Origin of the sequence: Bradymonas sediminis (assembly GCF_003258315.1) — a bacterium.
In the GTDB taxonomy this organism is placed as follows: Bacteria; Myxococcota_A; Bradymonadia; order Bradymonadales; family Bradymonadaceae; genus Bradymonas; species Bradymonas sediminis.
The window spans coordinates 2,262,656-2,287,921 of the sequence record NZ_CP030032.1 but is presented as its reverse complement, the minus strand read 5'-3'; the positions used below and the strand labels follow the sequence as shown (position 1 = coordinate 2,287,921).

Below are 25,266 nucleotides of genomic sequence, written 5' to 3'. Positions count from 1 at the left end.
GTGGGCTCAGGGGAGCTCCGAGTAGACATCTTTGAGCGGCAGGCGCGGCGACTCCATGGGCTCCACCATGGGGTGACCGATGCGGACGAATCCGACGATCTCCTCACTCGCCGGGTCAATCCCCAATAGCTTATAGGTGTCCGGGTGGCGGGTCGGCCCGCCGGTCGCCCACTTGCTGCCCACGCCTTCGGACCACAGCGACAGCGAGATATTCTGGATCGCGCAGGCAATCGCGGCGTAGTCCTCGCGGCTGCGAAAGGCGTCCTCATCATTGCGAATCTGGGTGACCACGAGCAATTCGGGCGAGTTGCCGGCTTTGGCCTGAATCATATCGATGCTCTGCTGCTTGAGCTCGCGCCCCTTGGCCGCGGCGTCAGCCCGTTTGATATCGAGCACGATATTGAGCAATTTTTCGCGGGTCTCAGGCCCCGCGCGCCGGAAGCGCCAGGGGTTCGTGAGCTTGTGGTTTGGGGCGCGCAGCGCGCATTCCACGGCGCGTTCAACACAGCCCTCGGGGACCGGGTCGGTGCTGAATTTTTGGACGGTGCGGCGGGTGAGAATGGCTTCGCGTGTGTTCATTGAGCCCTCAAAGGTTTTATGGGATGCATTGAGTGACATACAATTGGCATGGGGCTGTGCGAGCGCTGAGGCAGCGCGTTGCGCGGCTCCATCAGGGTCGCTATATATGCTCAGTGCGCAGTATTGCAACTGAGCACCCCCAGAAGTCGAGCTCAATTCGAGTCAAACTTCCGCCAAAATTCCCCAGGATTCGGAGTTAGAAGATGAGAATCGGCGTTCCAACCGAGATCAAAGATAACGAGTATCGTGTCGGGTTGATTCCGGCTTCCGTGCGCGAATATGTGTCGCGAGGGCACCAGGTTCGTATCCAGAAGGGGGCCGGGGAGGGCAGCGGCATCTCCGACGCCGAATATCACGACTCGGGCGCGCAGATCTTGGATAACCCGCGCGATATTTGGGAAAACTCCGACATGATCGTCAAGGTGAAGGAGCCGCTTCCCTCCGAATATGATCTGATGCAGCCCAACCAGATTCTCTACACCTATTTGCACCTGGCGGCGGTGCCGGAGTTGGCGCAGGTGTTGCTTGAGAAGAAGGTGTCGGCGGTGGCCTACGAGACCATCGAGTTGGCCGACGGGCGACTGCCGCTGCTCGAGCCGATGAGCGAGGTCGCCGGGCGGATGTCGATTCAGGTCGGCGCGCGCAGCCTGGAGCGCAGCGCCGGGGGCAAAGGCGTGCTGCTCGGCGGCGTGCCGGGGGTCTTGCGCGGCAAGGTCGTCATCCTCGGCGGCGGAACCGTCGGCACCAACGCGGCGACGATGGCCGTCGGCATGGGGGCGGACGTCACGATTTTTGACGTCAACCTCTACCGGCTGCGCGACCTGAACGAGATGTTTAATAATCGCATTCAGACCCTTTATTCGAACGCCGAGAATATCGCCGTGGCGGTGCGGGGCGCCGATTTGGTGGTGGGCGCGGTGCTGCTGGCCGGCGCGCGCGCGCCAAACCTGGTGCCGCGCTCGCTGCTCAAGGAGATGCAGCCGGGCAGCGTGGTCGTGGACGTGGCGGTCGACCAGGGCGGGTGTATCGAGACCTGCAAGCCGACCACCCACGCCCATCCGACCTATGTGATCGATGATATCGTGCATTATTGCGTCGCAAATATGCCCGGCGCGGTGCCGCGCACCTCGACCTTTGCGCTGGGCAACACGACGCTGCGCGACGGGTTGGCGATTGCGCAGCGGGGGATCGAGGTGGCGGTGCGCTCAGACTCGGCGCTGGCCAAAGGGCTGAATACCTACGCGGGTTGCGTCACGCATCCGGCCGTCGCGGCCTCGCTCGAGCTTGAGTATACCCCGGCGCTTGATGCGGTGGGGCGCCCCTGATGGCCACGCCGGGTAGGCGCACGGGCGCTTGAGCTTTGCGCGCGATCGAAAGTTCTTCGGCGGGGCGAACGCGCGCGTTCAGCTCCTTAATTGGTTGCATGTCGTTGAATTTGTTGGGTTTTGTTTGCTTGTTTTGGCGCCTTTGGATTTCACGGAGTGCGTCGCATTAGAATAAATCCCGTGATCTTGAAGTCTTATGAAATAGAATGCGAGGAGCCTATTGTTGTAATAGGTGAACGCAAGACTTCGTGAGTTTGATTGATTAAATTCGAAGCTTTGTCTTCGCGAGTAACCATTTGACTCAATTTGAAAGAAAGAGGCGATATGTTCGGCAAAAAGCGCAGCGAAAAGGATATCGGGTTTGAACGCGAAGCGGTCCCCCACCTCGACGCTCTATATGGCACCGCTCTACGGATGACCAAAGATGAGCAGGACGCCGAGGATCTCGTGCAAGAGGCTATGCTGAAGGCCTATCGCTATTTCGACCGCTACGAGAGCGGCACGAATTGCAAGGCGTGGCTCTTCAAGATCATGACGAATACCTTCATCAACCGGTATCGTAAGTCCAAGAAGAGCCGTGAGTTTCTGGTCGACGACGATTATCGCCCGCTCCAGGAGCGTGCCGAGGCGCCGCCGACCAACCCGTTCGTGGACGACTTCGGCGAAGACGAAGAGCGTCTCTATTTCAAGGTGTTCGGCGACGAGGTGAAGGCCGCGCTTGAGGCAATGCCGGTGGACTTCCGCATGGTCGTTCTCTTGGCTGACCTGCAGGACTTCGCCTATAAAGAGATCGCCGAGATCATGGACTGCCCCATCGGCACGGTGATGAGCCGACTCTACCGTGGGCGGCGCATGCTTCAGGCGGGCCTGGAAGAATACGCCCGCAAGGAAGGCTATATCGCCGCGGAGGACGCCGCCGAAGAAGACGCGGCTCAGGGTGAGAACACGACGGTTCTCGAAGAATATCGACTCAAACGCGCCCAAGCCTGATAGGCAGGTTATGTGCTTCGCTGCCTATCCAGGCGTGCTGTAATATCACTTTTTTACGAGGACCGAGATGAATTGTCAGGAATTTCAACTTTTTAGCGACGCGTATGTCGACGGCGAGTTTGAGGAGCGCGAAAGGGCGGAGATCGAAGCTCATCTGCGCGCCTGCTCCGATTGCCGGGCACAGGCGGAGATGAGATTCCAATTCAAAAAGCGCTTCCGCGAAGTGCTCGGCGGCCAGAAAGCCCCGCAGTCCTTGCACCTGCGTATCACCGAACAAATCAAAGACGTTGAGCGCCAAGACCGCCGCGCTCGCCGCCGCCGCAGCCCATTTGTGCGGGCCGCGGTCATCGGAGCGCCGCTGGCGGCGTCTGTGATGATGATCTTCGTCTTTATGCCCAAACTTACGGTCATGCCGGCGTCCAGTGAGCAGGTGCCGGTGGTCGAGAATACCATCGACTGGCATAAGGGCGATTTGCCGGTCGAAGTTACCGGCCCCGAGAATCAGAACGTCACGCGTTGGTTCCGCGGTAAGGTCGACTTCCCCGTGCGCCTTCCTACCTTTCAGTCCGACCGAGTCCGGCTCATCGGCGGTCGTATCGCACATATCAAAGACCACCGGGCGGCCTACGCCCTCTACGATATCGACGGCGCGCGCCTGAGCGTCATGATGTTCCATAGCAAAGATTTCAAGGTCCCCAGCGATAAGATTCGCACGGTCAACGGCCGCGAGATCGCGGTGCTCAACAGCCACGGCTACGAGGTCGCGGTCCTTCAGAGCAACGGCATTACTTATACGATGACCAGCGATCTGCCCGAGCAGGAGATGCTCGAGTTGGTCGGCTCCTCGCTTCAGAAATAACCCTGGGGCTGGTGAGCGCCGAAGGTGGCCTCCTTCATACCGGCTACTCCATCGAAGCTCTGTCGCAAGTTGCGTCGCCATCGGGCGGTGTCGCTTGCTTCAGAGCTTTTTTGGCGTAAGGTATGCGCCAACATCGTATGGAGTTTTAATGTCGATATTTTCAAAAAAGAAACGCAGAAACAACGACGCCAGTGACGCGTCTCAAGGCTCGAGCCCAGGCGAGCAGTCCTCTGGGCTGATCGGGGTTTTCGCGAGCGCAAAAGCGCGCTCGGAGCTCGACTCCGCGGCGTTGGAGTCGGCGCATTTCCTCACGGAAGCCCACGACGAGAGTCGTCGGGATGCTCTCGAGCGCTTCCTCGATGAGGGCGCGGATTTGATCCTGGTGCTCGGGTCGGATGCCGTGGTCGCCGAGATTTTGACCTTGCATCGCCGCCACTTTAGCGCGCATCGCACCCCGTTGAACCTCGCGGTGATGGCGGTAGGGGCCGTGCATACCGTGGCCGACGCCCTCGGCGCGGGCGCGCCGAGCCCGAAGGCGCTCAAACAGTTGAGCCGGGCGCATCGAGCCGGTGGGCTTAAGCGTCGCCGGCTGCCGATGCTCAAAATCACATCGTCGGCGTTGCCCGCGTCCCAATACGGGTTTGCCTGCGGCGCGGGACTTTTTTACGATATTTTCGAGGGATTTCACCGGGGCGCAGGGGAGCGCTCAAGCAGCGTGATCGCCGCCGGGTCGGTGCTCAGCGGCATGGCGAAGCGCCTGGTGATGAGCGGAAGCGCTGCGCCTAAATTGGTGCAGGCGCGTATCAGCGTGGACGGAAAGCCGCACGCCGAGTCCTTCGGATTCTGGTTGGCCGGCAGCCTTGAGTCGAGCTGGTTTGGGCTGCATCTGGCGTCGGAGCATCCAAGCTTTCGAAGCGGTGACACGCCCAGGGAGCTATTGTCGCAGGTCACGCAGAGCCGGCTAAAGCCGGACTTTTTGCGCGCGCTGGGCGGCACGGCTTCGAAGCCGAACGCCGGTTTTAGGCGCATTCATATCGACGGCAGCGCCGGATATGTGCTTGACGGGGAACTCTACGACCCCGATAAACCCTATATATTGCAGATTGAGCCGGCCGCGCCGGCGGTATTCTACTCGCTCTAAAGACGACACGCTCCCGCAGTTATCCTGCGGTCAGCTCCTCGAGGAAGACCCATTATGTCGCGCATCGAATTTAAGCCGCCCAGTGATTTTGTCAGCGGTGACTCCGGCTCAGGCGGGGGCAAAAAAGTCTGGAAGATTCTGGGCATCGGGTGCCTGGTCATTCTTATTCTATTCGGTGTCGCGCTGGCGTTTGGCGCCTGGCAGACGGTCTCCTGCTGCGGATCGTTCAAAGAGTTTATTGTCCAGGAAGTCGCCGCACAGAAGATGGCCACGGAGGTCGCCAGTGACCTCAAGGCAAATAAGCTCGAGGCGATTCGCGCCAAGATGTCTGAGGATTTGGCGGCGAAGATTTCGGTCGACCAGCTCAGCCTTCAGCGCGACGAGTACGCCAGCCTTATCGACGGGGCGCTGCCAAATATCATGGGTTCTACCATGACCGCCGACGGTCACTGGGATATCAGCGTCGAGTTTACGCCGCCGGAGAGTTCCCAGAAGCTCGTCATGATTTTGGGCATCGACGCCCAGCCGGTGGCGGACTCCGAAGAACCCGTATTGACGCTGGACTCGCTCCTGTTCGAGCAGCGAAGCCGCGACCTTCGCGCCGAGCCCGCGGCGGTCGTCGTGTTGGATTTTCACCGGGCGCTGCGCAGCGGCAATGACGAAACGGCGTATGCGCTCGTCGCATCGCGCTTCCCCGAGATGGCGGCATTTCGCACCTTTTTGGCGGACCAGAAGCCGGTCTTTCGCGAGGGCGAGGTGAAGATCAAGTCGGTTGAGAATCGCCACGACCGCTCGACCGTCTATATTTTGGTTGGGCCCGATGGAGCCGAGCGCCTTCAGGTCGAGTACGAGCTTGGGCCGTCGCGCGCATCGGTCGGCAAGCTCGAGATTCGCAAGGTTATTCCCACCTACCTTAACGTCGCGCCAACAGAAGAAGGCGACGCTGATTTAGAGGTGGACGAAGCTGCGGAAGTTGAGGCCGCGGGCGAGGAAGCCGTCGATTCAGCTGAATCCGAAGCGGTCGACTCGGAGTAAGTCAGCGCAGCAAACAAATGAACCGCCCGGACGCCAACTGAAGGCGCCCGGGCGGTTTTTGTTCGTCCTCGCTCCGTTACAAGACTTCGCTTATCGGGGGAAAGCGATCGGCGCGCTCAGCACGCCGTCGGGGATTCCCCAGGCGTTCACCAGCGGGAGCGCTTGCTGGCGCGCGTCGGCGCAGAGTTGATTGCGAAGGTCTCGAATCGCCCGGGACTTTTGAGGTTCGACATAGCCGTTCTCCAGGAACCAGCCGATATCGCGGTGCAGATATTCCATCGCATAGAGGTCGCGCAGCATGGTGAGCGTGCGTTTGAGCGCGGGGTCTTGGGCGGCGTCGACGCCCTCGGCGAAACACTCCATCACGACGCGCTCGGCGTGGGCGTTGGCCAGCGAGAGCAGGTGCGGCTGAACCTCGTTGAAGGCGTCGAAGGCGTCCATGTCATTGTCCAGGCGACGTTTGAGGCGCTGCGCGGCGGAGCCGAGAAGATCATCTTCGCGCGTGCGAAATACCCGCAATTGGAAGTCCGCGTCGCGCAGATGCTCGGGCGCCGTGTCACGGGTCACCAGCGGGTTGCGCTTTTGGATCGCGCTGGCGGCCTGGCCGGCGACAAAACGCGCGAGCGTAAAGATCGACGCGTTCTCAAATTGCTGGCGATATTGGCTCAACAGGCTTCGGGCGACGAGCATCATCAGCACGGTATTATCGCCCTCGAAGGTCGCGAAGATGTCGACGTCGACCCGGTTGGGGCTGATGCGGTTCTCGCTCAAATAGCCCATCCCGCCGCAGCATTCGCGCGCCGCCTGGGTCGCCTCAATCGCGTGCCACGAACTGAAGGATTTCAGCGCCGCGGCCATGGCCTCGACCTCGCGATTATCCTCGTTGCCGCGGGTTTCGATATAGCGCTGGCGCAACTTTTCGACCGCAAAATGCAGGCCATAGGCGGTCGCGATGCGCGGCATCAGGCGCTGCTGATGGGTCGGGTAGTTGAGGATCGGTGACTCGGGCTTGCCGGCGGGGCCGAATTGCCGGCGCATCGCGCCGTAGCGTGTGGCGATGGCCAGGGCGGACTTCGAGGCGGTGAGCCCGCAGGCGGCGACGCTGATGCGCCCGGCGACCAGCGTCCCAAGCATCGTGAAGAAGCGCTTGCCGCCGCTGGCGATTGGGCTGGAATACTCGCCCTGGGGCGACACGCTCGCGTAGCGGTCCAAAAGGTTCTCGCGGGGAATGCGCACCTGGTCAAACCAGATGCGCCCGTTGTCGACCCCGTTGAGCCCCATCTTGTGGCCGCAGTCTTTGAGGCGCACGCCCGGGGCAGGTTGGCCATCTGCGTCGCGAACGGGCACCAGAAACGCGTGCACGCCGTATTGCTCGCCGGCGGTATGCAATTGGGCAAAGACCGTCATCATTTGCCCGTGGACCGCCGCGTTGCCGATCCATTCCTTTTGGGCCTGGTCGGTCGGGGTGTGGATGACGAATTCGTCGCGCTCCGGGTCGAAAGTCGCCGTCGTCTGAAGGTCCTGGACGTTGGAGCCGTGGCCGCGCTCGGTCATCGCGAAGCCGCCGAGCAGGCGGGCGCTTCCCACGTCGGCGAGGTATTTTTCGTGGTGCTTCGGCGTCCCCAAAAAGAGGATGCTCCCGCCAAATAGGCCAAATTGCACGCCAAATTTGATGGCCAGGCTCAGGTCGAACATCCCCAGCGCCTCAAATGAGGCCATAAATCGGCCCATCGACGCGCCGATTTCTTCCATGCTCGGATCCTTCGACTTCGGGGCGATGTCGCCAAACCCGTGACGGGCCACGACCTTTAGCCAGTCCAGGACTTGTTCTCGGTACGCATCGGTCGAGACATCGTCGACATATTCGAAGGCATCGCTGGCCAGCAACGCGCGCACCGACTTCCAGGTCTCGCGCCAGGGGCCATCGAGCAGGCGGGTCATCGCGTCAATGTCGAAGTCCGCCTCAGGTTCCTCGAAGCGCTGAGCCGCGGGGAGGGCACCCTCGCGCAGGAGAATCGCGCTGGCGGCATCCTTGGGGGCAAAGCCGAGGTTCTTCTCAATCGCCTCAATATGGGCGCGGACGTCGTCGCTATACCAGGCCGGCGGGTGCTGGCCGTTCTCCCGCGTGGCGATGCGCTCGCCGAGCGCGGCGAGCGTCATTTGATGGCACTGACTCAGGTCTCCGGCGCTTGTGCTTATCGCCGCGCGCAGCCGCGTCAGCGTCGTCGCCGACGGCGGATCTTCGGGGTCCAGCCAGGCGCCAAGGGCCGCCTGAGCATCGGCGTCGAGCCAGTCTTGACCGGTGGCGTAGGCCCGAAGGCTGGTCATCTCGGTATCGCTAAGAACACCGTCGGCCCAGGCGGCGTAGATCATGGGCGCGACCGGGAGGAGGTGCTCGTGGGTGATGAGTTCTTTGAGCGTAGACATGGTCATTCCGTGGTGAAGGATGACTCGCTTGCCCCGAAGGACCTCGCCGGCGGGGCAGCGCGCGTTATTTTCTAAATCGATATCATTGAATTAGCAGTGAGGGGTTTGACGCGCAAGCGAGTCGGGGTAAAGAAGAGCCGTCGCGAGTTCGGACGGTTGCGTTTTGGACCCGAACTCGCGCTGCCAAAGTTGCCCAGAATACACAGCCAAAACATCGATAATGTGCGCATCACGCACCGAGTCACCCATTTAACCAGCCATTCAGTCCCGGACGATGCTATGACCTCTCTATCAAGACTTGACGCCGTTGCCGCGCAACTCAACCAATTGCGAGACAGTGACCGAATCAGCGATCGTACCATCGCCGAGGCGATTCGTAGCGCCGGGGTTCGCCAGCAGGTTCCCGCGCCGTTGAGCGCCGAGTCTGACCATGTGGACGTGATCTTTCGGCTGGCCTGGTGGATCTACGTGCGCGCGGCGGCGTTGGATGCGCGTTATTTGCTGGTGGGACCGATGAGCCTGGACCTCGTGATTCGCGAGGACCGCACGCTCGAAGAGGTGCTCGACGAGCTTCGCCAGCTTGAGCAGGCCTGCACGCTGGGCGAAGATCCGCTGCCCGCGAAGCTGGGCGTCGACGCGCAACTTCAGGTCTTTCGCCAGCACGCAAAGCTCGTCGATCGCGTCGACACACTCGGCCAGCGCGACCTCTTGAAGCCGATCACCGAGTCGATGGAGACCTTGCGCGCGCATCAAGAGGCGTTCCGTAAGCTCTACGCCACGCTCACCTCGGAGTTTATGGAAGAGTTCGACGAGCTTGCCCGCTCCGGGGCCTTCGCCGAGACGATGCACGGCCACCAGGACGACGACGCGCACCATCATCACCACGAGGCGGTCGACGCGCCCCCGCTTGAGGACGCCGAGGCGTATCTGGCCCGCGCCGAAGAGCGCTTTTCGCGCGGCGACCTCCACGGGGCTATCGAGGACTGCGACGCCGCGCTCGCCCTGGACGCCAACTTCATCGACGCCTATTTGCAGCGCGGCATCGCCCGCGCCGCGCACGACCACGTCGACGAGGCCATCGCCGACTTCGACCTGGCGCTTGAGCGCGAGCCGACCAACGTCGCGGCGCTCCTGAACCGGGCGCTTGCCTATTACGCCCAGAAATCCTTCATGCAGGCGGTGGTCGACCTGGATCTGGCGGCTGAGACCGACCCCGAATCCCCCGAGGTCTTCACCAATCGCGGCATCATCCGCTGCATCCTCGAAGATTATACCGGCGCCGAAGAAGACTTCACGCGGGCGCTTGAGCTCGACCCGACCTCGGTGATCGCGCACTCAAACCGCGCGATGGTGCACCGCGCGCGCGGCGACCTTCGCGAGGCGATTTTGGACTATAAGAAGGCAACCGAGCTCGACGCGAATTACGCCGAGGCCTGGTCCGCGCTCGGGTTTATTTACCTGAGCACCGAGTATTTTGAGGAGGCCATCGAGTACCTCGGAAACGCCATCGAGCTGCAGCCCTACGCCGGCGAGCACTATTATAACCGGGGGAACGCCCGGGTTGGCCTGGAGCAATACGAGAAGGCGGTCGAGGACTATACCAAGGCCATCGAGCTGGACGCCGAAGATGTTCAGTCGCACCTCAACCGGGGCCTGGCGCGCCTGAAGAACCAGGACTTCAACGGGGCCATCGACGATTGGAATCGCGCCATTGAGATCGACCCCTATAACCCGATGCCCTACGCCAAGCGCGCCGGCGTGTGGAATATCCTGGACCAGCACGCCGAGGCCGCGCAGGACCTGCACCAGGCGCTCGAGCTCGCCCCGGACGATTGGGAATACGGTGATTTCGCCCGCCAGATGCTCGCCGACATCGGCAGCGAGTTGGGGTATAATGGCGATAAATTAGACTGATTTAACCGACAAATGCCGCAGGGGCGCGCGCCTTTTTGAACCGCTGTTTCGCGCGCGCGCCTCTTTTTGACCAGCCTGCTGGTCCGCCGTTAAGGAAAGACTCACGAATGCTAAGCCCCATCAGCGCTGTTGTTTATTTGGTCTTCTTCGCGGCGCTCTTCGCCGTTCCTGGCTTGATATATGCGCGCCGGGCGCAGGATGGGCTGGACGACTTTCTGGTCGCCCGAAATAGCCAGAATAGTCTGGCCACGCTGCTCACCTTGTTGGCGACCACGCTGGGGACCTGGATTCTATTTGGTCCCGCCCAGGCCGCGACCTGGGGCGGGATCGGCGCGATCATCGGCTACGCGCTGGGGTCGATGGCGCCGCGGCTGATGATGATTCCGCTGGCCAATCGCATCCGCAGCCTGATGCCCGAGGGACATACGCTTACCGAGTTTGTCCTCGGGCGCTACGGGCGGGTGATGTACGGTTTTGTGCTGGTCATCATGGTGTTCTACCTATTTATCAGCCTGACCGCGGGGCTAACCGCCATCGCCCAGATGGTCGCGTTGCTCGCCCCGGTCCCGCTGTGGCTGACGGCGAGCATTGTGATGGTCGCGACCCTCTTTTATACCCTGTACGGCGGACTTCGGGTGACCATCTTCACCGACCGGCTGCAGATGCTGCTGATCTTGCCGTTTCTGGTCGTGCTGATTGGCTTCGGGTGGCAAGCGGTGGGCGGCCTTGGGCCCGTCATTGACGGGTTGCAGAACAACGCGCCGCACCTGCTCAATCCCCTCGATGTCAATGGATTGAAGTCCGGGCTAACCTTCTTTATCGCGGTGGTGCTGACCGGCCTTTTTTACCAGGGGACCTGGCAGCGCATCTTCGCGGCGCGCGACCAGAAGGTGATTCGCAACGGGTTTCTTATCAGCGGTCTGCTGAGCGCGCCCATTATCTTCATCATGGGGCTATTCGGGCTGGCTTTCGTGGGGTTGGAGTTGCCGGGGGACGGCTCGGTGGCGTTGTTTAGCGTGCTCCTGGACACAGTCCCGCTCTGGTTTGCGATCAGCCTGTTGCCCTTTGGGTTGGCGCTGATCATGAGCAGCGCCGACTCGACCATCAGCGGGCTGTCGAGCATCCTGGTGGTCGACCTGCGCCGGCTACTGCCTCGGCTCAGCAGCCAGGGGCTGTTGTCGCTGTCGCGCGGGGTGATCGTCGTGCTGTCGGTGCCCGTGCTGATTGTGGCGGCCCAGGGATATAGCGTGCTCTATCTTTTCCTGCTGGCCGATCTGCTGTGTTGCGCGGCGGCGTTCCCGGTGTTCTTTGGATTCTATAGCGGGCGCTACCAGAGCTATAACGCGGTCATCAGCACCCTGGGCGGACTAGTCGCGGGGTTGATCGTGTTCCCTGCGCCCGGCGCGCCGACCGAATACCTGCTGGAGTCGTTTCTCTTGGCGTCGCTGACGCCCGTGGTGCTCTCGCTCGTCCTGCTCTTATTGCCGGTCGCCGGGCGCTTTGATTTTTCGATATTGGCGCAGCGAGTGCGTCACCTGGATGGCTGAGGCAGGGGGGCGGCTCAGCGTGCGCGGGTCTTCCAGCGGCAGTCTTTGCAGCGGTGCTTGGGCATGATCAGGAAGACCCCCCAGATCGACAGGATGAAGCTGATGCACATGGTGGGGAACGCGGCTAAAAAGCCGACGGTGACCAAGATCCAACCGAAGACGACGCCGATGATGGAGCGTCGGGTGTGGACGCTGTCGCTGCCGCATTCCGGGCAATGAGCGGGGGCTGTGATGGAGTGTGCGATGGCGGGGGCCCTCAATTAAAAGACGCGGCGCTCGAAATTGCGCCGCTTTGAAGTGCCTACGTATCTCAGATTCGGTGATCCTGCAATTTCGAAGTCGCTGAAACTGCAGGATCCAGAAGTGGGGCAGTTAGTTCTTCTGCTTCGGGGTAAGCTGGACCGTCAGGAGCATGCGGGTCTCGCTGAGCGCGTGGACATCGTGCTTGACGCCGGCGGCGAGCACCAGGATTTGCTCGGCCTTAAGCCGATGGGTCTGGCTGGGAGTCTCGACCTCAAGCTGGCCGTCCAACACATGAATGCTGACGTCGCCGCGAACCATATGCTCCGGGATGCGGCTGCCTTTCTCAAAATGAAAGAGGATGGTGGTGTGGGTGTCGCTGCGACTGAGCGTATATTGGCGATGCCCGTCGACCGCTTTATGGTCCTCGCTTAACAGCGTCTGGGTGCATTGAGCCAGGTCGAGGATTCGCTCGTCGTCGGCGAATCGCTCGGCGGGGTGGGCGCGCAGGCGCTCGGATGGTTCGCTTCGCTTCGTGGTCATTTGACTAGTCCATTTGAAAGGGCGTTGTTTTGACCCGAGTGGGGCATGACGTAGCGGATATTTTCGGCGCGGGTCCAGGCGCTCGACTCATCGTCGAAGTCCAGCTTCACCCATCCGTCGTTTTCGGCGCTGGTGGGGACCAGCAGGCCGGGGACGACGATGGTGTCGAGTCGGGTGATTCCGGCGTGTTGGCTCGGGCCATCGCGCAGCGAAATATCGGCGTTGATAATTACGGCTGGCCTAATGGTAGACACGACCTGCGCGCGGGCAAGCCAGGTCGCGCCGCAGCATAAAATGCCCACTGCGAACGCTCCGGAGGCGTATTTTGCGGCCTGCCGGGCGAGCGGGATATCCACGAAGCGTCGAATGATCTGGGCGACGAGCAGCAGCCAGAGGAGGATGACGACGGTGACCGCCAGCGAATTCGGGGTGGTGCTGGTCAGCAGGGACCACCAGAAGAGCCCTCCGGTGCTGCTGTTGATGCGATCCGATTGGGTCGCCGAGTCGCGCACCTCTTCGATTTGCTGCAGGGTGATAAGTTGTTGAAGACGCTCGAGATTCCTCGAGATTTGCCGGTCGCCTGGGGCGAAGATCGACGCGCGCTCCATATAGAGGCGCGCCAGGCCGAAGTCACTATTTTGGGCGTGGGCGAGCGCAAGGTTATAGAGGATATCGACCGATTCGGGGTGTGCCTGAAGTGCCTGGGACCAATAGGCCGAGGCGGCCTTCCAATCCTGCGCTTCCTGGGCGGCGAGGGCTTTGGCGTGGAGGTCGGCCGCGGCGCTCGTCTCGGCGTTTGCCGGCTGATTCGGCGCGTCGGCCTGGGCGAACGAAAGGGCGGGCGTGCCGAGGGTGGTGGCGATGAGCAAAATATTTAGGACCAGCAGCGCCGCGTTGACGCTCCATCCCTTGGACTGGCGCTCTCTTTCGATTTGCTCCAGGCAGGTTTTGCAGATGTCGACCCATTCTTGGGAGGTATGAGCGGACTGATGCTGCGGTGAATAGCGCACATTTTGGACCTCCTGAAGAACCTCGCCGAGGCGCTCGGCCAGGGCGTCGGAGACGCCTCGCTTCTTCAGGTGCCCGGGGAGTTTGGCCGCGGAGATGTCGCCGCTGGGGACCTGCGCAACCTCGGCGGCGTAGATATTGACGGCGTCGCGGATCGCGTCAAACGCGTCGGCGCTGCCGGCGTTCGGCCCGGGTTCGCCGAGCCGGGCGAGGGCGCGTTGGTAGGCTCGCGCGCGTCCCTGGCGAGGCGTTCGTGCGTTGATGACTCTGCGAAGCGGACGCTCAAGTCCAAGCCCAAGCAGGCCGAGCAAGGGAAAGGCGATCAGCACCCAAAACGCTGGATGCGACGCGACCGGGGCGCGCGGCGAGTCGGCGGAGATGGTGTCGCGCGGGGCGTCGAGGGTCTTTAAGATGGCAGCCGTGGCGCCTTCTTCCTCTTCGCCGGAGGGATTGACGCGATCGACCGGTGCCTGGGCGGCCTGAGGCTCCTGGGGCGCGGCGCCGCCGGCGATCTTGATGGGCGTCTCGGCGCTTCGATGCGTTTTATAGCGCTCCTCAATCGGGTCAAAATAGCCGAATTCAAGGGCCGGAATCACGACCTCGCCTTCGCGCTGGGCGATGAGCGTATATTCGTCGGTGAGCCGCCCGCCTACGACGCCGTTGACGATCGTCGGGTCGGTTTTTGAGCGTTTATTTGCGATCTTGGCGCCGTCGATCTGGGGCAGCTCGGGCAATGAGACCCGGCGCACCTGGCCGTTGCCTTTGGCGCGCACACGAACCGTGATCGGGTCGCCCATCTTGGCGTGCATGCGGTCGGTGGTGACCTCGAAGGTCCATTGCCCGACGTTTCCTTCGCGGAATGATGCGGGCGGCTCGGGCGGCAGGGGGCGCACTTCGATGTCGATGGGGTCGGTGCCGAGTCGAATAAGTTGGCGGCGTCCAAAGACGCCGCCTTCGACGGCATCCAGCTGAAATGCCTCGATCTTCGCGGCGCCGGCCTTGAGCGGAAAGAGGGCGTAGGCGCGCAGATTTGTCTGGGTCATGAGTTCCCCATTTCGCCGAATTGTCTGGCGTTGACCGGCGAAATTCTCGCTCAGGTCGTCGACCCAGAAGTCGTCAAAGCTGGGCTCATCGGGTGGGTGGGGGCTGAGGTTGTTGCGAAATGCGTCGGAGAAAAGGGCATAGCTCAGCGTGATCTGTTGGCCCAGATACGGCTTCTCGGTGGGTTCGAGTTGATACTCGATAAACGCCTCGCTGCTCGAGCGCGCCCCGCGGGGGCGCTGGCCGCGGTTTGAGTTTTGGGAGCGACCCGATTTTCGCGGTGCCGCGGAGGCTTCGACGACTTTGACGCGCGTGGACTCGGGCGTCACCACCTGGTCGCCCAGCCGAAGCTGAGGTGGCTTGATCTCGAACTCGCCCTCGCGACTCACGCGCAGCCGGTAGACGCGCGTCAGGCTGCGCTGCGCGTGGCCGTTGACGATCGTGATGCCCGGGGAATCGCTGGTGAATTGAATGCGAAAGGAGTTGTCGAATTCGGGATCGCGAATCACTGAGATGGCACGATTGCCCTCGCTTCGAGCCGACACCGTATAGGTAATCACGCCCCCAACGCCGACCTCTTCGGGCTCGACGCTCACGCTCACGCCTTGCGCAGCCTGCGCGTTCGCCGGCGCGAGCGTTGCCAGTGACAGATACGCGAGCGCCAAAAAGAAACCGATCCGAAAGAGGGCGATGGGGTGGTTTGAGCGTAGCATCCTCATGATATCACCAATCCTTCTCGATATGGCGGCGAGGCATATTCTCGAGCGCTTTTTTCATCTGAAAATTATCATCGCTTTCTTCGAGCGCGCGCAAAATATCATCCATGCGCCGCTCCTCGGGCGTCATCGCCTCTTCCTCGGAGTCCTCGGCGGCGTCGTCCTGCTCCTTATCTTCGGAGTCCTTGGAGTCGTCGTCTTCGGAAGACTCTTCGTCCTTATCGCTCTCGTCGGAGGACTCGTCTTTGTCTTCCTCGTCGCTCTCATCCTCGTTGTCGCCGTCCTGCTCGGAGTCCTCGTTCTGGTCCTGGTCCTCGTTCTTCTCCTCGTTTTCGTCTTGCTGCTCGTCCTGGTTCTCCTGTTCGTCCTGATTCTGATTTTGAGGGTTGAGTTGCCTCAAATGGTAGAAGGTCGCCGGGCCTTGAGCGCGCAGCAGGAGCTGCTCTTTTTGGGCGTTATCGTAGTGCACGATTTGGTCGGGCAAGAGCGCGATCTCGGGCGCGTCCGGGCTGAGCGGTCCGAGCGCGTCGGGCGTCTCCGGGGTGATGCCCTCGGCGATGACCTGGTTGCCCGACAGGCTCAGCAGGTCCAGGGCGAGCGCGACGGGTGCATCGCCGGGCGTGGCCGGTTTTTCGGGCGCATCGCCCACGCGGGTAAGCGCCCAGGAGATGAGATCTTCCTTCTTGCCGCCTTGAGGCGCCGCGGGCGCTTGCGGATTCGGCGCGGGCGCGGTCTTCGACGCGTCGGAGTCGTCGGCATCCGCCGGCTCTGGGGCGGGGAGTTTGAAATAGTCGCGGTCGTCGGCGCATAGGCGCAGGTAGCGAAGATGCTCGGCGTTCGGGTCGACGTCCGCGGCTGCCTGGGCCGAGTCATTGGGCTCGAAGCGGTCGTTGCCAATTACGCAGGGCGCATAGTGGTAGACGTCGGCGCGATAGGGGCCTTGCTCGTCGTCGGTTTGGCCGCCGATATGAATCAGATAGGTCCCCGGCTTCGCGACGTCCTGGATGCCCGCGGTCAAAAACGGCGGCTCAAGACGCTCGGTGGCGACGACCTCGCCGGTGTCCGCGCGCAGAATGCGCACGGACAAATTGGCGGGCTTTTCACGCTCCACGTCTTCGCCTGCCTGCAGGTCGACGAAGAGCGAGTCGCCGAGCTCCATCTCGACCCGGAACCAATCGTCGTTTCCGGGACAAAGGTGCAGGTCATGGGAGCCGGTGTCGATGGCGGCGGCGGCGTTTGCGTCATTATTGGGCTCGAAGTCGTCTTCGAGCGCGTGGCAGGGCGGGATCGCGGTCACTTCGAGGTCATAAGAAAACTCGCGATACTCACCGGCCGCCAATTTGATCAGCAATTGGTCCGTGTCGCCGGGGAGCATCTCGGGGGTGACGCGAAGGTCGGCGATCTCGCGGGTGGCGCGCGTCCTTTTCGGGTCGAAGTCGTCGTGGGAGCCCTGGTCGACGCCGACGGCCTTCTCGCCGCGCGCGTCAAAAATGGAGAGCTGCAGGTCTTCGGGGCGCGTCAAAAAGATATGCTCGGGGTCCGGCTCGTCGCGCAATTGGGAGAAGGTCGCTTTGACCGAGACCTTCGAGCCGGGGATGATCGGCAATTTATACCAGTCGTCGTTGAGCCCGCAGAGGGTGCGCTCTTTTTTCTCGAGCTTATCGAGGTCGGCCGCGCTGCTCGGGTCATCGTTTGCTTCGGAGTCATCCTCGAGCTCGGCGCAGGGCGGGAAGAGCTTGCGGAAGACGACTTCCAGGTTGTGTTGGGCCTGTTTAACGCGCTCTGTGTTGACTTCTTTGGCCGGGTCCAGGTTGACCTGAAGCGCCTGTTTATAGGTGTCGTAGGCCTCCTTCCATTGCTCCTGGCGCGCCAGGGTCAGCCCCATATTAAAGAGGCTGTCAAAGCGCAGCTCCGGGTCCTGTGTGGCGAGCGCGCGGGCGAACGCCTGGCGGGCCTCGTCGTATTTCTTCTCGCCGAGCAGGGCGATGCCGAGGTTATAGTGGAGCTCGGCGTTGGCCGGGATTTCGGTCTCGGCCTCCTGGTATTTTTCCAGCGCCTTGGCGTATTCGTTCTGGCTGATGAGTTCGTTGGCCTCGTCGACGGTGCCCAGGGTGTTGCGGAAGGTGTCGTCGCAACCCATCAGGCCGACGGACGGAACCAGAAGAACCAACAAAATAAGCAGCGTCGCGGATTGGCGCGCGCCTGTCTTTTTGCTCTTTTTCGAGGCCGGCTTGTCGGTCTCTTCGCAGCCGCGCCGCGCCAGAAGTTGGCCGGCGCCGCGACGGCGCTCGCCGAGCAATAGGGCCAGGAGCAAGAGCAAGAGCGCCGGGGCCAAGAAGAGGACGAAGCGGTCTTTATAATTCTCGCGCAGCATGGTCTCAAGTTCGGTCTTCTCGAGGTGGTTGATGAATTGGGTGACCCCGTTCACGACCGAGTTTTTGCCGTTATAGTGGACATAGGTTCCGCCGGTTTCGGCCGCGACTTTTTGCAGCGTCGTCTCGTCCAGCGCGCTCTGGATCAACTCGCCGCGCTGGTCGCGCTTATAGCCGGTGAGGTTGTCGTGCTCGTCGAAGATGGGGATGCGGCTGCCCTGGGTGCTCCCGATGCCGACGGTGACGACGTGGATTCCGTGTTGTTTGGCGACCTGTGCGGCTTTAAGCGGCGCGGATTCGTGGTCTTCGCCGTCGGTGATCAGGACGATGACCTGGTTCTTCGCGCGTTTGATATGGTCGGCTTCGGGGACTTGTTGGGCCGCGTCGCGGGTGCGCGCCGGGCCGATATGAACTTCCTTGCCGGTCAGCAGCTTGATGCTGTCGAGCATGGCCGGGGCCAGGGCGGTGCCGCCCATGGGCATCTGCCGTGGGGTGAGCTTGTCGAGGTAGAAGTCGATGGCGCCGTAGTCTGCGGTGAGCGGCGACTGGGCGAAGCTCACCGCGGTGAAGACGACCAGGCCCACGCGGTCACCTTGCAGGGATTTGAGGATGCCCGAGATCTCTTTTTTGGCGGCGTTGAGTCGGCTGGGCGGGATATCCTGGGCCAGCATGCTCTTTGAGAGGTCGAGGGCGAAGACCACGTCGACCCCGAAGCGTTTGATGGTGCGGTCATCTTGACCCCATTGAGGGCGCGCGCAGGCCAGGCAGATCAGGGCAAAGGCCACCATCACCAGGATGGCGCGCGTGACCTGGCGCGCCGGCGAATGCGCCGAGGCCATCTCGTTGACGAGCTGAAAGTGCCCGATGCGCTCGCGCACCCGGCGCTTCCACCAGAGGAACCCGCCGAAGGCCACGGCCATCGGCACCAGCAAGAGCAAAAAATATAAATTGTCAGGACGTCCGAAATGCATGTCGCCCTCAGGGATAAGTGCGTAAGTAGGTGTATCGAAGGATCATCTGCGCAAAAAGCAGGACGATCGCCCAGATCGCAAAGTGATGAAATAATTCATGTTTCCGAAGATCTGCGCTGCCTTTGATGCGGTCGCGCTCGAAGCGGTCGAGGATCTGGTGGATCTGGGTCTGAAGCGCCTTTCCGTCCGCCGCGCGGTAGTACTCGCCGCCGGTAATATCGGCGATTTCTTGGAGCAGCTCGGGGTTGACGGGGAATTCCGTCTTCTGGAAACGCAGGCTTTTGCCGGCGAGTCCGCGAACCTCGACGGGGACCAGCACCGGGCCGTCTCGCCCGACCAGGATCGGGAAGACCACGATGTCGAGCTTCTTTGCGAGGTCGGCGGCGACCGTCGGCGAGATATTGCCGCCGCGCCGGTCGCCGTCGGTGATGAGGATGAGCACTTTGGTGCGGGCCTCGCTCTTCTGCAGACCCGCGACGGCGCGGCCGATGGCGTTGCCAATGGCGGTGCCCGCCGGGTCGATATCGCCCAGGTCCAGGTCGGCCAACATGCCCAGGATCGTGTTATAATCGAGGGTCAGCGGAAATTGCAGATAGGCGTCGCGCGCGAAGACGACCATGCCGATGCGGTCGTATTTGCGGGATTTGATAAAATTTTCGAGCACCGACACGGCGGTCTTAAACCGGTCATCGGGCTGTTTTCCGCGCGCGAGAATCTCGCGGACCTCTTCGTCGCTCTGGTCGATGGCGCGCATCGAGCCGGACATATCGAGGGTGAGATAGATATCGATACCCTCGACCTCGACCTCCTGGACCTCGACATTTTGCGGCCGCGCCATCGCGACGATCAGCAGGGTGATGGCGGCCAAAAAGAGGATATCCGGCAGCGGCTGCAGGCGGCTTTTGATGCCCGGCTTTTGTTGCTTGAGCAGGGAGACGCCCGAGAAGCGAAAGGGCGCGACCTGGCGGCGGCGAAAGCGCGGCATAAAGAGGTACGCGGCGAGCGCCGGCACCAGGATAAGCAGCGCGAGGACCCAGGGATGGGCAAATGAGAAGCTCATGGCTTTTCCTCCCGCGCGTCGGTCGAGTCATCAGATGCGGCGTCGGCGCTGTCATCGGAGGCGTCATCAATCGCCGGCGACTCCGGCGCTTCGGCTCCACGCGGGGCAACTTCGGTTGGTGCGTCGCCGGGTTGTTCCGTAGTCGCGTCGACGTCGGCCTGTGCGTCGGACTGAGGCGCGCGCACGTGGGTCAGCTCGACCATCGAGAACGCCTGGCGAAGCAGTTGTTCGCTGCGCTCTCGGGCGGGCGTCATATCGCTGAATTTGATCAGGTCACAATAATTAAGCCAGTCGCGCACGTCCTCGTAGGAGATGCCCTTGGGCCAACCCTCGCCGGACTCAACGGCGCCGAGGTGCCCGAGTATCTCGGTGGTCGTGAGCTCGGTGCCGCGGAAGTGGTAGCGACGCCCGAGGTATTCGCGAATCGCCTCGGACATGCGCACGTAGAAGACCATATAGTCGCCGCTGTCGAGCAGGTCGCCGGGCGTGAGGGCGCTGAGTTTTTCGAGCGCGACGAGATGCGCGGGGCGCGGCGGCGGGGCCGGGGCCTCGGGCTGGTTTCGCCGGTTGATAAAGAAACCCACGCCGCCCGCGATTAAGAGGGCCAGCAGACCTCCACCGACCCATAAGATCGTATAATCATCGGTCCACACGGCGACCGGGTTGCGGGGGGCGGCTAATTCGGGGGTATCGCCGCCGGGCAATACCGACAGGACCTTGGCGCTGACCGGCTCGGTCGCTAACTTTTCAACCGAGCCATCGGCCTGCAAAACCGTGACATCAAACGCGGGCAAGGTGGTCTCGCCGGGGCGAAAAATCTGGAAGACCAGGTTGAAGGTCGTGGTGATGTCGGCTTCGCCCTGCAGGCTTTGATGCTCCCGGCTGGCGACCTCCCAGCGAGGGTTCGGAAAGGCCTCGGGCAGATGAGCGGTGGTGTTGAGCGGGTGGCGTACCTCAAGCGTGAGCGCCAGGCGGTCGCCGACGGCGGCGGACTCTGGGGCGTTGAAATTTTGCGAAAGCGTGGCGTTGCTGGCTTGTGCGCCAACTTCGGCCGCCGCCTCGGGCGCACCTGCGTCCGGCGTGGTGGCATGGGCCGTGGCGAGTCGAAGCCCAAAGCAGCTCAATACCACAAGCATTGCGAGGGGGATTCGAAGGCTCATATCGAAATATCTTCCAATTTTAGAGTCAATAATCATGCGATCAATGCCGTTTGGCGCGGGTCCGGAAATACTTAACCAGCGGCTCAATATGGCTCTTATCGGTGCGAATCGCGATATGGTCGATTTTGTTCTTTCGGAAGGTATGCAGCAACTTATTATGCCGGCGAAGCGCCGCGATCCGAAAGTTCTCGCGGACCTTCTTCGATGAGGTGTCGGCCATAAAGACCTCGCCGGTCTCGGGGTCCTGGAACGGGGCGAGGCCCATGTCGGGGAGCTCGAACTCCATGGGGTCTTCGACCAGCACGGGGATGACCTCGTGGCGGCGATTGGCGATATTAAGGCTCATCTCGAAATTCTCGTCCTGAAAGTCGCTGATGGCGAAGACCAGCGCGCGCTTTCGGGTGATGCGCGACATATATTCCAGAGCGGCGGCGAGGTCGGTGCCGCGGCTTTTGGGCTTGAAATCGAGGATCTCGGTGATGACGCGGAGCACGTGTTTTCGGCCTTTTTTGGGCGGCAAAAACGTCTCCATTTCATCGGTGAAGATAAAGAGGCCGACGCGGTCGTTATTCTTGATGGCGCTAAAGGCGATGAGCGCGGCGAGCTCGGCGCTGGTCTCCTGCTTGCTGCGGTTCACGGTGCCGAAGGTCTGGCTGGCCGAGGCGTCGACCAGCAGCAGCACGGTCAGCTCGCGCTCCTCGACGAATTGCTTGATATGCATATCCCCGGTGCGCGCCGACACGTTCCAGTCGATGACACGAATATCATCGCCAGGCTGGTATTCGCGCACGTCGGTAAAGTCCATGCCGCGGCCTTTGAACACGCTCTGGTATTGGCCGGCGAGCTGATCATTGACCGCGCGTCGAGCGACCAATTCCAGGTGCTTGACCGCCTTGATGAGTTCTTTTCGGAGCATAAGCAACGATGTCTACAGAAATAAAATGAGCAAAATTCCCGGGTACAAAGCCAGCGCAAATCCGCCGGCTTTGGGTGCCACGGGTCAGGGGACTTCGATGGTCTCCAGAATCTGCTCGATCACCTTCTCGGGCGTATATTCTTCGGCTTCGGCGGCGAAGGTGAGGATGACCCGGTGGCGCAGCACATCGATGGCGACCGACTTGATATCTTCGGGGGTCACGAACCCGCGCCGGTTCACGAAGGCGTGGGCCTTGGCGGCGAGGTTCAGGTAAATCGTGGCGCGCGGGCTGGCGCCGAACTCAATAAAGTCACGCAATTCCCGCATCTTATAGTCTTGAGGGGAGCGCGTGGCGAAGATGATATCGACGATATATTCCTTGAGCTTGTCGTCGATATAGATCTCGCGCACCGCCTTTTGGGCCTGCATGATCTGCTCGGGCGTGGTGACCGGGCTGAGTTCGGAGGGCATGGTGCGCTCGGTGACCCGGTCCATGATGATGCGCTCTTCTTCGCGGCTCGGGTACCCGACGCGGATCATCAGCATAAAGCGGTCGACCTGGGCTTCGGGGAGCGGGTAGGTTCCCTCTTGCTCGATGGGGTTCTGGGTGGCCAGGACCAAAAAGGGCGGCGGCAATTTATAGGAGGTGTCGCCGATGGTGACCTGGCGCTCCTGCATGGCCTCAAGCAGCGCGGACTGCACCTTGGCGGGGGCGCGGTTGATCTCGTCGGCCAGCAGAATATTGGTGAAGACCGGGCCCTTTCTGGGGACGAATTCGCGGTCATGCTGGTCGTAGATCATCGTGCCGATGAGGTCGGCCGGCAGAAGGTCCGGGGTGAATTGGATGCGGCTAAAGTCCAGGTCCACGCATTCGGCCAGCGACTTAACGGTGAGCGTCTTTGCCAGCCCGGGGACGCCCTCGAGCAGGACGTGCCCGCCGGTCAGCATGCCGATGAGCAGGCGCTCAATCATATAGGATTGCCCGACCACGACGCGGTCGAGCTCGCGGCGCATGCTATCGACAAATTCGCTGTGCTCGCGAACCATTTCGTTAAGATGTCCAACTTCGGCGGTCATATTGGTGTCGTCTTTTAGGTTAAGATGAAACGGTAATGAGTGCGACTAAACGATTCAGCGGTGATTGAGCGACGAGGTCGCCAGGGTATCCGCGCGCTCATTCAATGGGTGGCCGGCGTGGCCCTTGACCTTGATGAGCGTGAGGTCTTCAAATTCCGAAACCAGCGCTCTTATTCCCATGATCAATTCGGTGTTGGCTTTTGCCTTCCAATTCTTGGTCAGGACGCCGATGGAATAGGTGCTGTCGGTGTAGATGCGCACCTTGGCCGACTTGTCCTCGATCATGGTCAGCGTCACGCCGATGGCCATCAATTCCGCGATATTATTGGTGCCCTTGCCCAGGTATTCGCTGACCTCGCGGTAGTCGGAGCCCTGGCGAATCAGCAGGCCGTAGCCGCAGGGGCCGGGGTTTCCGCTGCAGGCGCCGTCGGTGTAGACCTCGATAATGCCGTCTTCGACCGGCTTATAGCCGCGCAATTCAGCGGGGACTTCGGTGGAGACCCGGGCGGTGGGCCCAAGCTGTATCGGAATGGCGGCCGAATTTGTTCCCGGTAACATCTGAGCGCGCGGGGTTTTGGCCCTGGCGGCAGATGCCTTTGAGCTCGATTTCCGCGGCGCGGAGGCGGACTTCTTCTCGGCCACATTCCCCGCGCTGTCGACCGGACCCGACAGGTTTCGCGGGCTCGCTGCGTATTCTTTGGCGCCCTCCGAATCGCTATATTTCATCGGCACACGACCGTTTTTGACCACGAGTTCTCCGGCCTCATCGACCAGAGCGTAAACCTTTTTGCCCTTAAAAAACCTGCGCTGCCATGCCATTTGAAATCTCGCTGCCATTGGGTGTCATTTACAAGCTGTCGCGTCGCAGGAATCCATAGCATAGGGGCGGCTAAAAAAGGTAGGGCGGCGCGGGCCAATCGGGTTGTTCTTTGGTCGCGCCGGTGTGGAATAAAGCAAGGAGTTGCGGTGTTGAACCGGGGAGTGGCAGATTTTGATTTTTGCTCCACATCAGCGCCGGTCGGATATCCCCAATTAGATGCCGAGTCTCAGGTATAAGGTGGCCCAAATGGGGCGGCCTGTACAAATCGAGGCGCGGACTGTAATAGGGCGCCATCGATAATGGCAGTCGCGGCAGAAGGGGCGCTCCGAGTGGGCATATTGTAGAATCCCAGCGATGCCAGTGCGCGACGACGCGTGACGTCAATCGAATTTATTAAAACGGAGTATTTGTCTTGGTTGAATTTCAGAACCGGACCATGGCATTAGACCGGTCGATGAGCTTGCGGCGAGAGGTCGCCTCGCGCGCGATGCAGGTCTTTGGGGGCTGGGGGTACCGCGAGATTCAGGTCCCCATTTTGGACTATTTCGACTCGCTTAAGCAGGGGCTTGATGCGCGCCAGATCGCGCGCAGCCTGCGCTTTGTGGACCGAACCGGCAACCTCATGGTCTTGCAGCCCGACCTGACGCCGGCGATCGCGAAGGTCTACGCTTATCAATTGCAGGGGACGCCGCTGCCGCTGCGGCTAAGCTATGCCGGGCAGGTGGTGCGCACCGAGCGCTCGTTGACCGACGAGCAGCTTGAGAGCAATCAGATTGGCATCGAGTTGATCGGCGCGCGCGGTTTGGTCGCGGACGTCGAGATGCTCTTGATTGCCCTGGAGTTTCTCGAAAAAATCGGGATGGAATCCTACCAGCTAAACGTCGCCGACCACCGGACCGCCCATCTGCTATTGGCGGCCACCGGGGCGCCGTCGCGGATTCGCCACGAAGTTGGCCAGGCCATCGTCGCGCGCGACGCCGACGCGGTGCGCGAGATTTTGAACGGGCTGGGCGCGCGCGAGGTCTATGTCGAGGCGCTGGCGACCCTGGCCGAGCTGCGCAATGGCATGACTCAGCTGGAGGTCATCCGCGACTTGATGTCGACCCAGGTCAATATCTTGGAGCGCTTGGATTATCTCAAGGCGGTGGCGCGCACCATCGCGGACCTCGGCTACGCCGACCAGGTTCGCCTGGACCTCGGGGAGTTGGGCGGGGCGAGTTATTATACGGGCCTGGCCTTTAATGTGGTCGTTGAGGGCGTCGGACGTGAGGTCGGACGCGGCGGTCGCTACGACGACCTTATCGGGCATTTCGGCGCCGAGACGCCCGCGGTGGGTTTGTCGTTTTCGCTCGACACCATCGTTGAGTATTTGCACGGCACCCAGGCGGGGCGCATCAGTCGCCGCCCGGATGATAGCGCGATTTATGTCGACCCCAGTGACCCGATAAACGGCTTCCATATTGCCCTGGCGCGCCGCCGAAAAGACAAGCCGACCTGTGTTGTCCAACGACCGCATGAGTGACCC

The 25,266-nt window shown here is 61.6% G+C and carries 19 protein-coding genes; 8 read left to right on the top strand and 11 right to left on the bottom strand.

The window, feature by feature from the left end:
* Window positions 1–6: 6 nt before the first annotated feature.
* Window positions 7–579 carry a nitroreductase family protein gene (locus DN745_RS08675; RefSeq protein ID WP_162687555.1) on the bottom strand — a complete coding sequence of 191 codons (573 nt, stop codon included), beginning with the start codon at window positions 577–579 and terminating at the stop codon, window positions 7–9.
* Window positions 580–782: 203 nt separating this feature from the next.
* On the opposite strand from DN745_RS08675, the gene ald reads away from it, so the two are divergent.
* The 5 genes from ald to DN745_RS08650 all read left to right on the top strand — a co-directional run bounded on the left by ald (window position 783) and on the right by DN745_RS08650 (window position 5,929).
* Entirely contained in the window at window positions 783–1,904 is a 1,122-nt protein-coding gene (gene ald / locus DN745_RS08670; RefSeq protein ID WP_111333993.1) for an alanine dehydrogenase, read from the top strand.
* Window positions 1,905–2,228: 324 nt separating this feature from the next.
* Window positions 2,229–2,894: a sigma-70 family RNA polymerase sigma factor gene (locus tag DN745_RS08665; protein WP_111333991.1), complete on the top strand. Its 666-nt coding sequence runs from the start codon at window positions 2,229–2,231 to the stop codon at window positions 2,892–2,894.
* A 67-nt stretch (window positions 2,895–2,961) separates the two neighbouring features.
* Entirely contained in the window at window positions 2,962–3,753 is a 792-nt protein-coding gene (locus tag DN745_RS08660) for an anti-sigma factor family protein (RefSeq protein WP_111333990.1), read from the top strand.
* A 148-nt stretch (window positions 3,754–3,901) separates the two neighbouring features.
* The gene (locus DN745_RS08655; protein WP_111333988.1) at window positions 3,902–4,894 is read left to right on the top strand and encodes a diacylglycerol kinase family protein; all 993 of its coding nucleotides are present in this window, start codon (window positions 3,902–3,904) and stop codon (window positions 4,892–4,894) included.
* A gap of 54 nt (window positions 4,895–4,948) precedes the next feature.
* On the top strand, window positions 4,949–5,929 hold the full coding sequence (locus DN745_RS08650) for a hypothetical protein (protein ID WP_111333987.1): 981 nt from the start codon (window positions 4,949–4,951) through the stop codon (window positions 5,927–5,929).
* Window positions 5,930–6,019: 90 nt separating this feature from the next.
* On the opposite strand, the gene DN745_RS08645 is transcribed toward DN745_RS08650, so the two are convergent.
* Window positions 6,020–8,356, bottom strand: coding sequence for an acyl-CoA dehydrogenase family protein (locus tag DN745_RS08645; protein ID WP_204355122.1), 2,337 nt, complete (start codon window positions 8,354–8,356; stop codon window positions 6,020–6,022).
* A 279-nt stretch (window positions 8,357–8,635) separates the two neighbouring features.
* Between DN745_RS08645 and DN745_RS08640 the strand changes: the two genes are divergently transcribed.
* Window positions 8,636–10,270 (top strand): tetratricopeptide repeat protein, encoded by a 1,635-nt coding sequence (locus DN745_RS08640; RefSeq protein ID WP_111333983.1) that lies wholly within the window; start codon window positions 8,636–8,638, stop codon window positions 10,268–10,270.
* A 107-nt stretch (window positions 10,271–10,377) separates the two neighbouring features.
* Window positions 10,378–11,817 (top strand): sodium:solute symporter family transporter, encoded by a 1,440-nt coding sequence (locus DN745_RS08635; RefSeq protein WP_111333982.1) that lies wholly within the window; start codon window positions 10,378–10,380, stop codon window positions 11,815–11,817.
* Window positions 11,818–11,831: 14 nt separating this feature from the next.
* On the opposite strand, the gene DN745_RS19300 is transcribed toward DN745_RS08635, so the two are convergent.
* The 9 genes from DN745_RS19300 to DN745_RS08595 form a co-directional block, all read right to left on the bottom strand.
* The gene (locus DN745_RS19300; protein ID WP_133621998.1) at window positions 11,832–12,077 is read right to left on the bottom strand and encodes a hypothetical protein; all 246 of its coding nucleotides are present in this window, start codon (window positions 12,075–12,077) and stop codon (window positions 11,832–11,834) included.
* A 112-nt stretch (window positions 12,078–12,189) separates the two neighbouring features.
* Window positions 12,190–12,600, bottom strand: a complete 411-nt coding sequence (locus DN745_RS08630; protein ID WP_111333980.1) for a cupin domain-containing protein — start codon at window positions 12,598–12,600, stop codon at window positions 12,190–12,192.
* A complete protein-coding gene (locus tag DN745_RS08625; RefSeq protein WP_111333978.1) occupies window positions 12,597–15,368 on the bottom strand; it encodes a BatD family protein in 2,772 nt (923 codons plus the stop codon). Before DN745_RS08625 ends, DN745_RS08630 begins: the two co-directional genes overlap by 4 nt.
* A gap of 4 nt (window positions 15,369–15,372) precedes the next feature.
* Window positions 15,373–18,708 carry a VWA domain-containing protein gene (locus tag DN745_RS08620; RefSeq protein WP_111333977.1) on the bottom strand — a complete coding sequence of 1,112 codons (3,336 nt, stop codon included), beginning with the start codon at window positions 18,706–18,708 and terminating at the stop codon, window positions 15,373–15,375.
* A 7-nt stretch (window positions 18,709–18,715) separates the two neighbouring features.
* Entirely contained in the window at window positions 18,716–19,768 is a 1,053-nt protein-coding gene (locus DN745_RS08615) for a vWA domain-containing protein (protein ID WP_111333975.1), read from the bottom strand.
* Entirely contained in the window at window positions 19,765–20,928 is a 1,164-nt protein-coding gene (locus DN745_RS08610) for a BatD family protein (protein ID WP_162687554.1), read from the bottom strand. The genes DN745_RS08615 and DN745_RS08610 overlap by 4 nt, the downstream gene beginning before the upstream one ends.
* Window positions 20,929–20,968: 40 nt before the next feature.
* Window positions 20,969–21,844 carry a DUF58 domain-containing protein gene (locus DN745_RS08605; protein ID WP_111333875.1) on the bottom strand — a complete coding sequence of 292 codons (876 nt, stop codon included), beginning with the start codon at window positions 21,842–21,844 and terminating at the stop codon, window positions 20,969–20,971.
* Between the two features lie 84 nt (window positions 21,845–21,928).
* Entirely contained in the window at window positions 21,929–22,921 is a 993-nt protein-coding gene (locus tag DN745_RS08600) for an AAA family ATPase (RefSeq protein ID WP_111333873.1), read from the bottom strand.
* Window positions 22,922–22,975: 54 nt separating this feature from the next.
* Entirely contained in the window at window positions 22,976–23,740 is a 765-nt protein-coding gene (locus DN745_RS08595; protein ID WP_162687553.1) for a ribonuclease HI, read from the bottom strand.
* Between the two features lie 437 nt (window positions 23,741–24,177).
* Here DN745_RS08595 and DN745_RS08590 point away from each other — a divergent pair, with 437 nt between their 5' ends.
* Window positions 24,178–25,263: an ATP phosphoribosyltransferase regulatory subunit gene (locus DN745_RS08590; RefSeq protein WP_133621996.1), complete on the top strand. Its 1,086-nt coding sequence runs from the start codon at window positions 24,178–24,180 to the stop codon at window positions 25,261–25,263.
* The last annotated feature ends 3 nt before the right edge of the window (window positions 25,264–25,266 follow it).

Bases quoted from the DNA above. Each gene is read 5' to 3' on its own strand.
- DN745_RS08675 (WP_162687555.1), bottom strand. From the start codon at position 579: ATGAACACACGCGAAGCCATTCTCACCCGCCGCACCGTCCAAAAATTC.
- ald (WP_111333993.1), top strand. From the start codon at position 783: ATGAGAATCGGCGTTCCAACCGAGATCAAAGATAACGAGTATCGTGTC.
- DN745_RS08665 (WP_111333991.1), top strand. From the start codon at position 2,229: ATGTTCGGCAAAAAGCGCAGCGAAAAGGATATCGGGTTTGAACGCGAA.
- DN745_RS08660 (WP_111333990.1), top strand. From the start codon at position 2,962: ATGAATTGTCAGGAATTTCAACTTTTTAGCGACGCGTATGTCGACGGC.
- DN745_RS08655 (WP_111333988.1), top strand. From the start codon at position 3,902: ATGTCGATATTTTCAAAAAAGAAACGCAGAAACAACGACGCCAGTGAC.
- DN745_RS08650 (WP_111333987.1), top strand. From the start codon at position 4,949: ATGTCGCGCATCGAATTTAAGCCGCCCAGTGATTTTGTCAGCGGTGAC.
- DN745_RS08645 (WP_204355122.1), bottom strand. From the start codon at position 8,356: ATGTCTACGCTCAAAGAACTCATCACCCACGAGCACCTCCTCCCGGTC.
- DN745_RS08640 (WP_111333983.1), top strand. From the start codon at position 8,636: ATGACCTCTCTATCAAGACTTGACGCCGTTGCCGCGCAACTCAACCAA.
- DN745_RS08635 (WP_111333982.1), top strand. From the start codon at position 10,378: ATGCTAAGCCCCATCAGCGCTGTTGTTTATTTGGTCTTCTTCGCGGCG.
- DN745_RS08630 (WP_111333980.1), bottom strand. From the start codon at position 12,600: ATGACCACGAAGCGAAGCGAACCATCCGAGCGCCTGCGCGCCCACCCC.
- DN745_RS08625 (WP_111333978.1), bottom strand. From the start codon at position 15,368: ATGAGGATGCTACGCTCAAACCACCCCATCGCCCTCTTTCGGATCGGT.
- DN745_RS08620 (WP_111333977.1), bottom strand. From the start codon at position 18,708: ATGCATTTCGGACGTCCTGACAATTTATATTTTTTGCTCTTGCTGGTG.
- DN745_RS08615 (WP_111333975.1), bottom strand. From the start codon at position 19,768: ATGAGCTTCTCATTTGCCCATCCCTGGGTCCTCGCGCTGCTTATCCTG.
- DN745_RS08610 (WP_162687554.1), bottom strand. From the start codon at position 20,928: ATGAGCCTTCGAATCCCCCTCGCAATGCTTGTGGTATTGAGCTGCTTT.
- DN745_RS08605 (WP_111333875.1), bottom strand. From the start codon at position 21,844: ATGCTCCGAAAAGAACTCATCAAGGCGGTCAAGCACCTGGAATTGGTC.
- DN745_RS08600 (WP_111333873.1), bottom strand. From the start codon at position 22,921: ATGACCGCCGAAGTTGGACATCTTAACGAAATGGTTCGCGAGCACAGC.
- DN745_RS08595 (WP_162687553.1), bottom strand. From the start codon at position 23,740: ATGGCATGGCAGCGCAGGTTTTTTAAGGGCAAAAAGGTTTACGCTCTG.
- DN745_RS08590 (WP_133621996.1), top strand. From the start codon at position 24,178: ATGGCATTAGACCGGTCGATGAGCTTGCGGCGAGAGGTCGCCTCGCGC.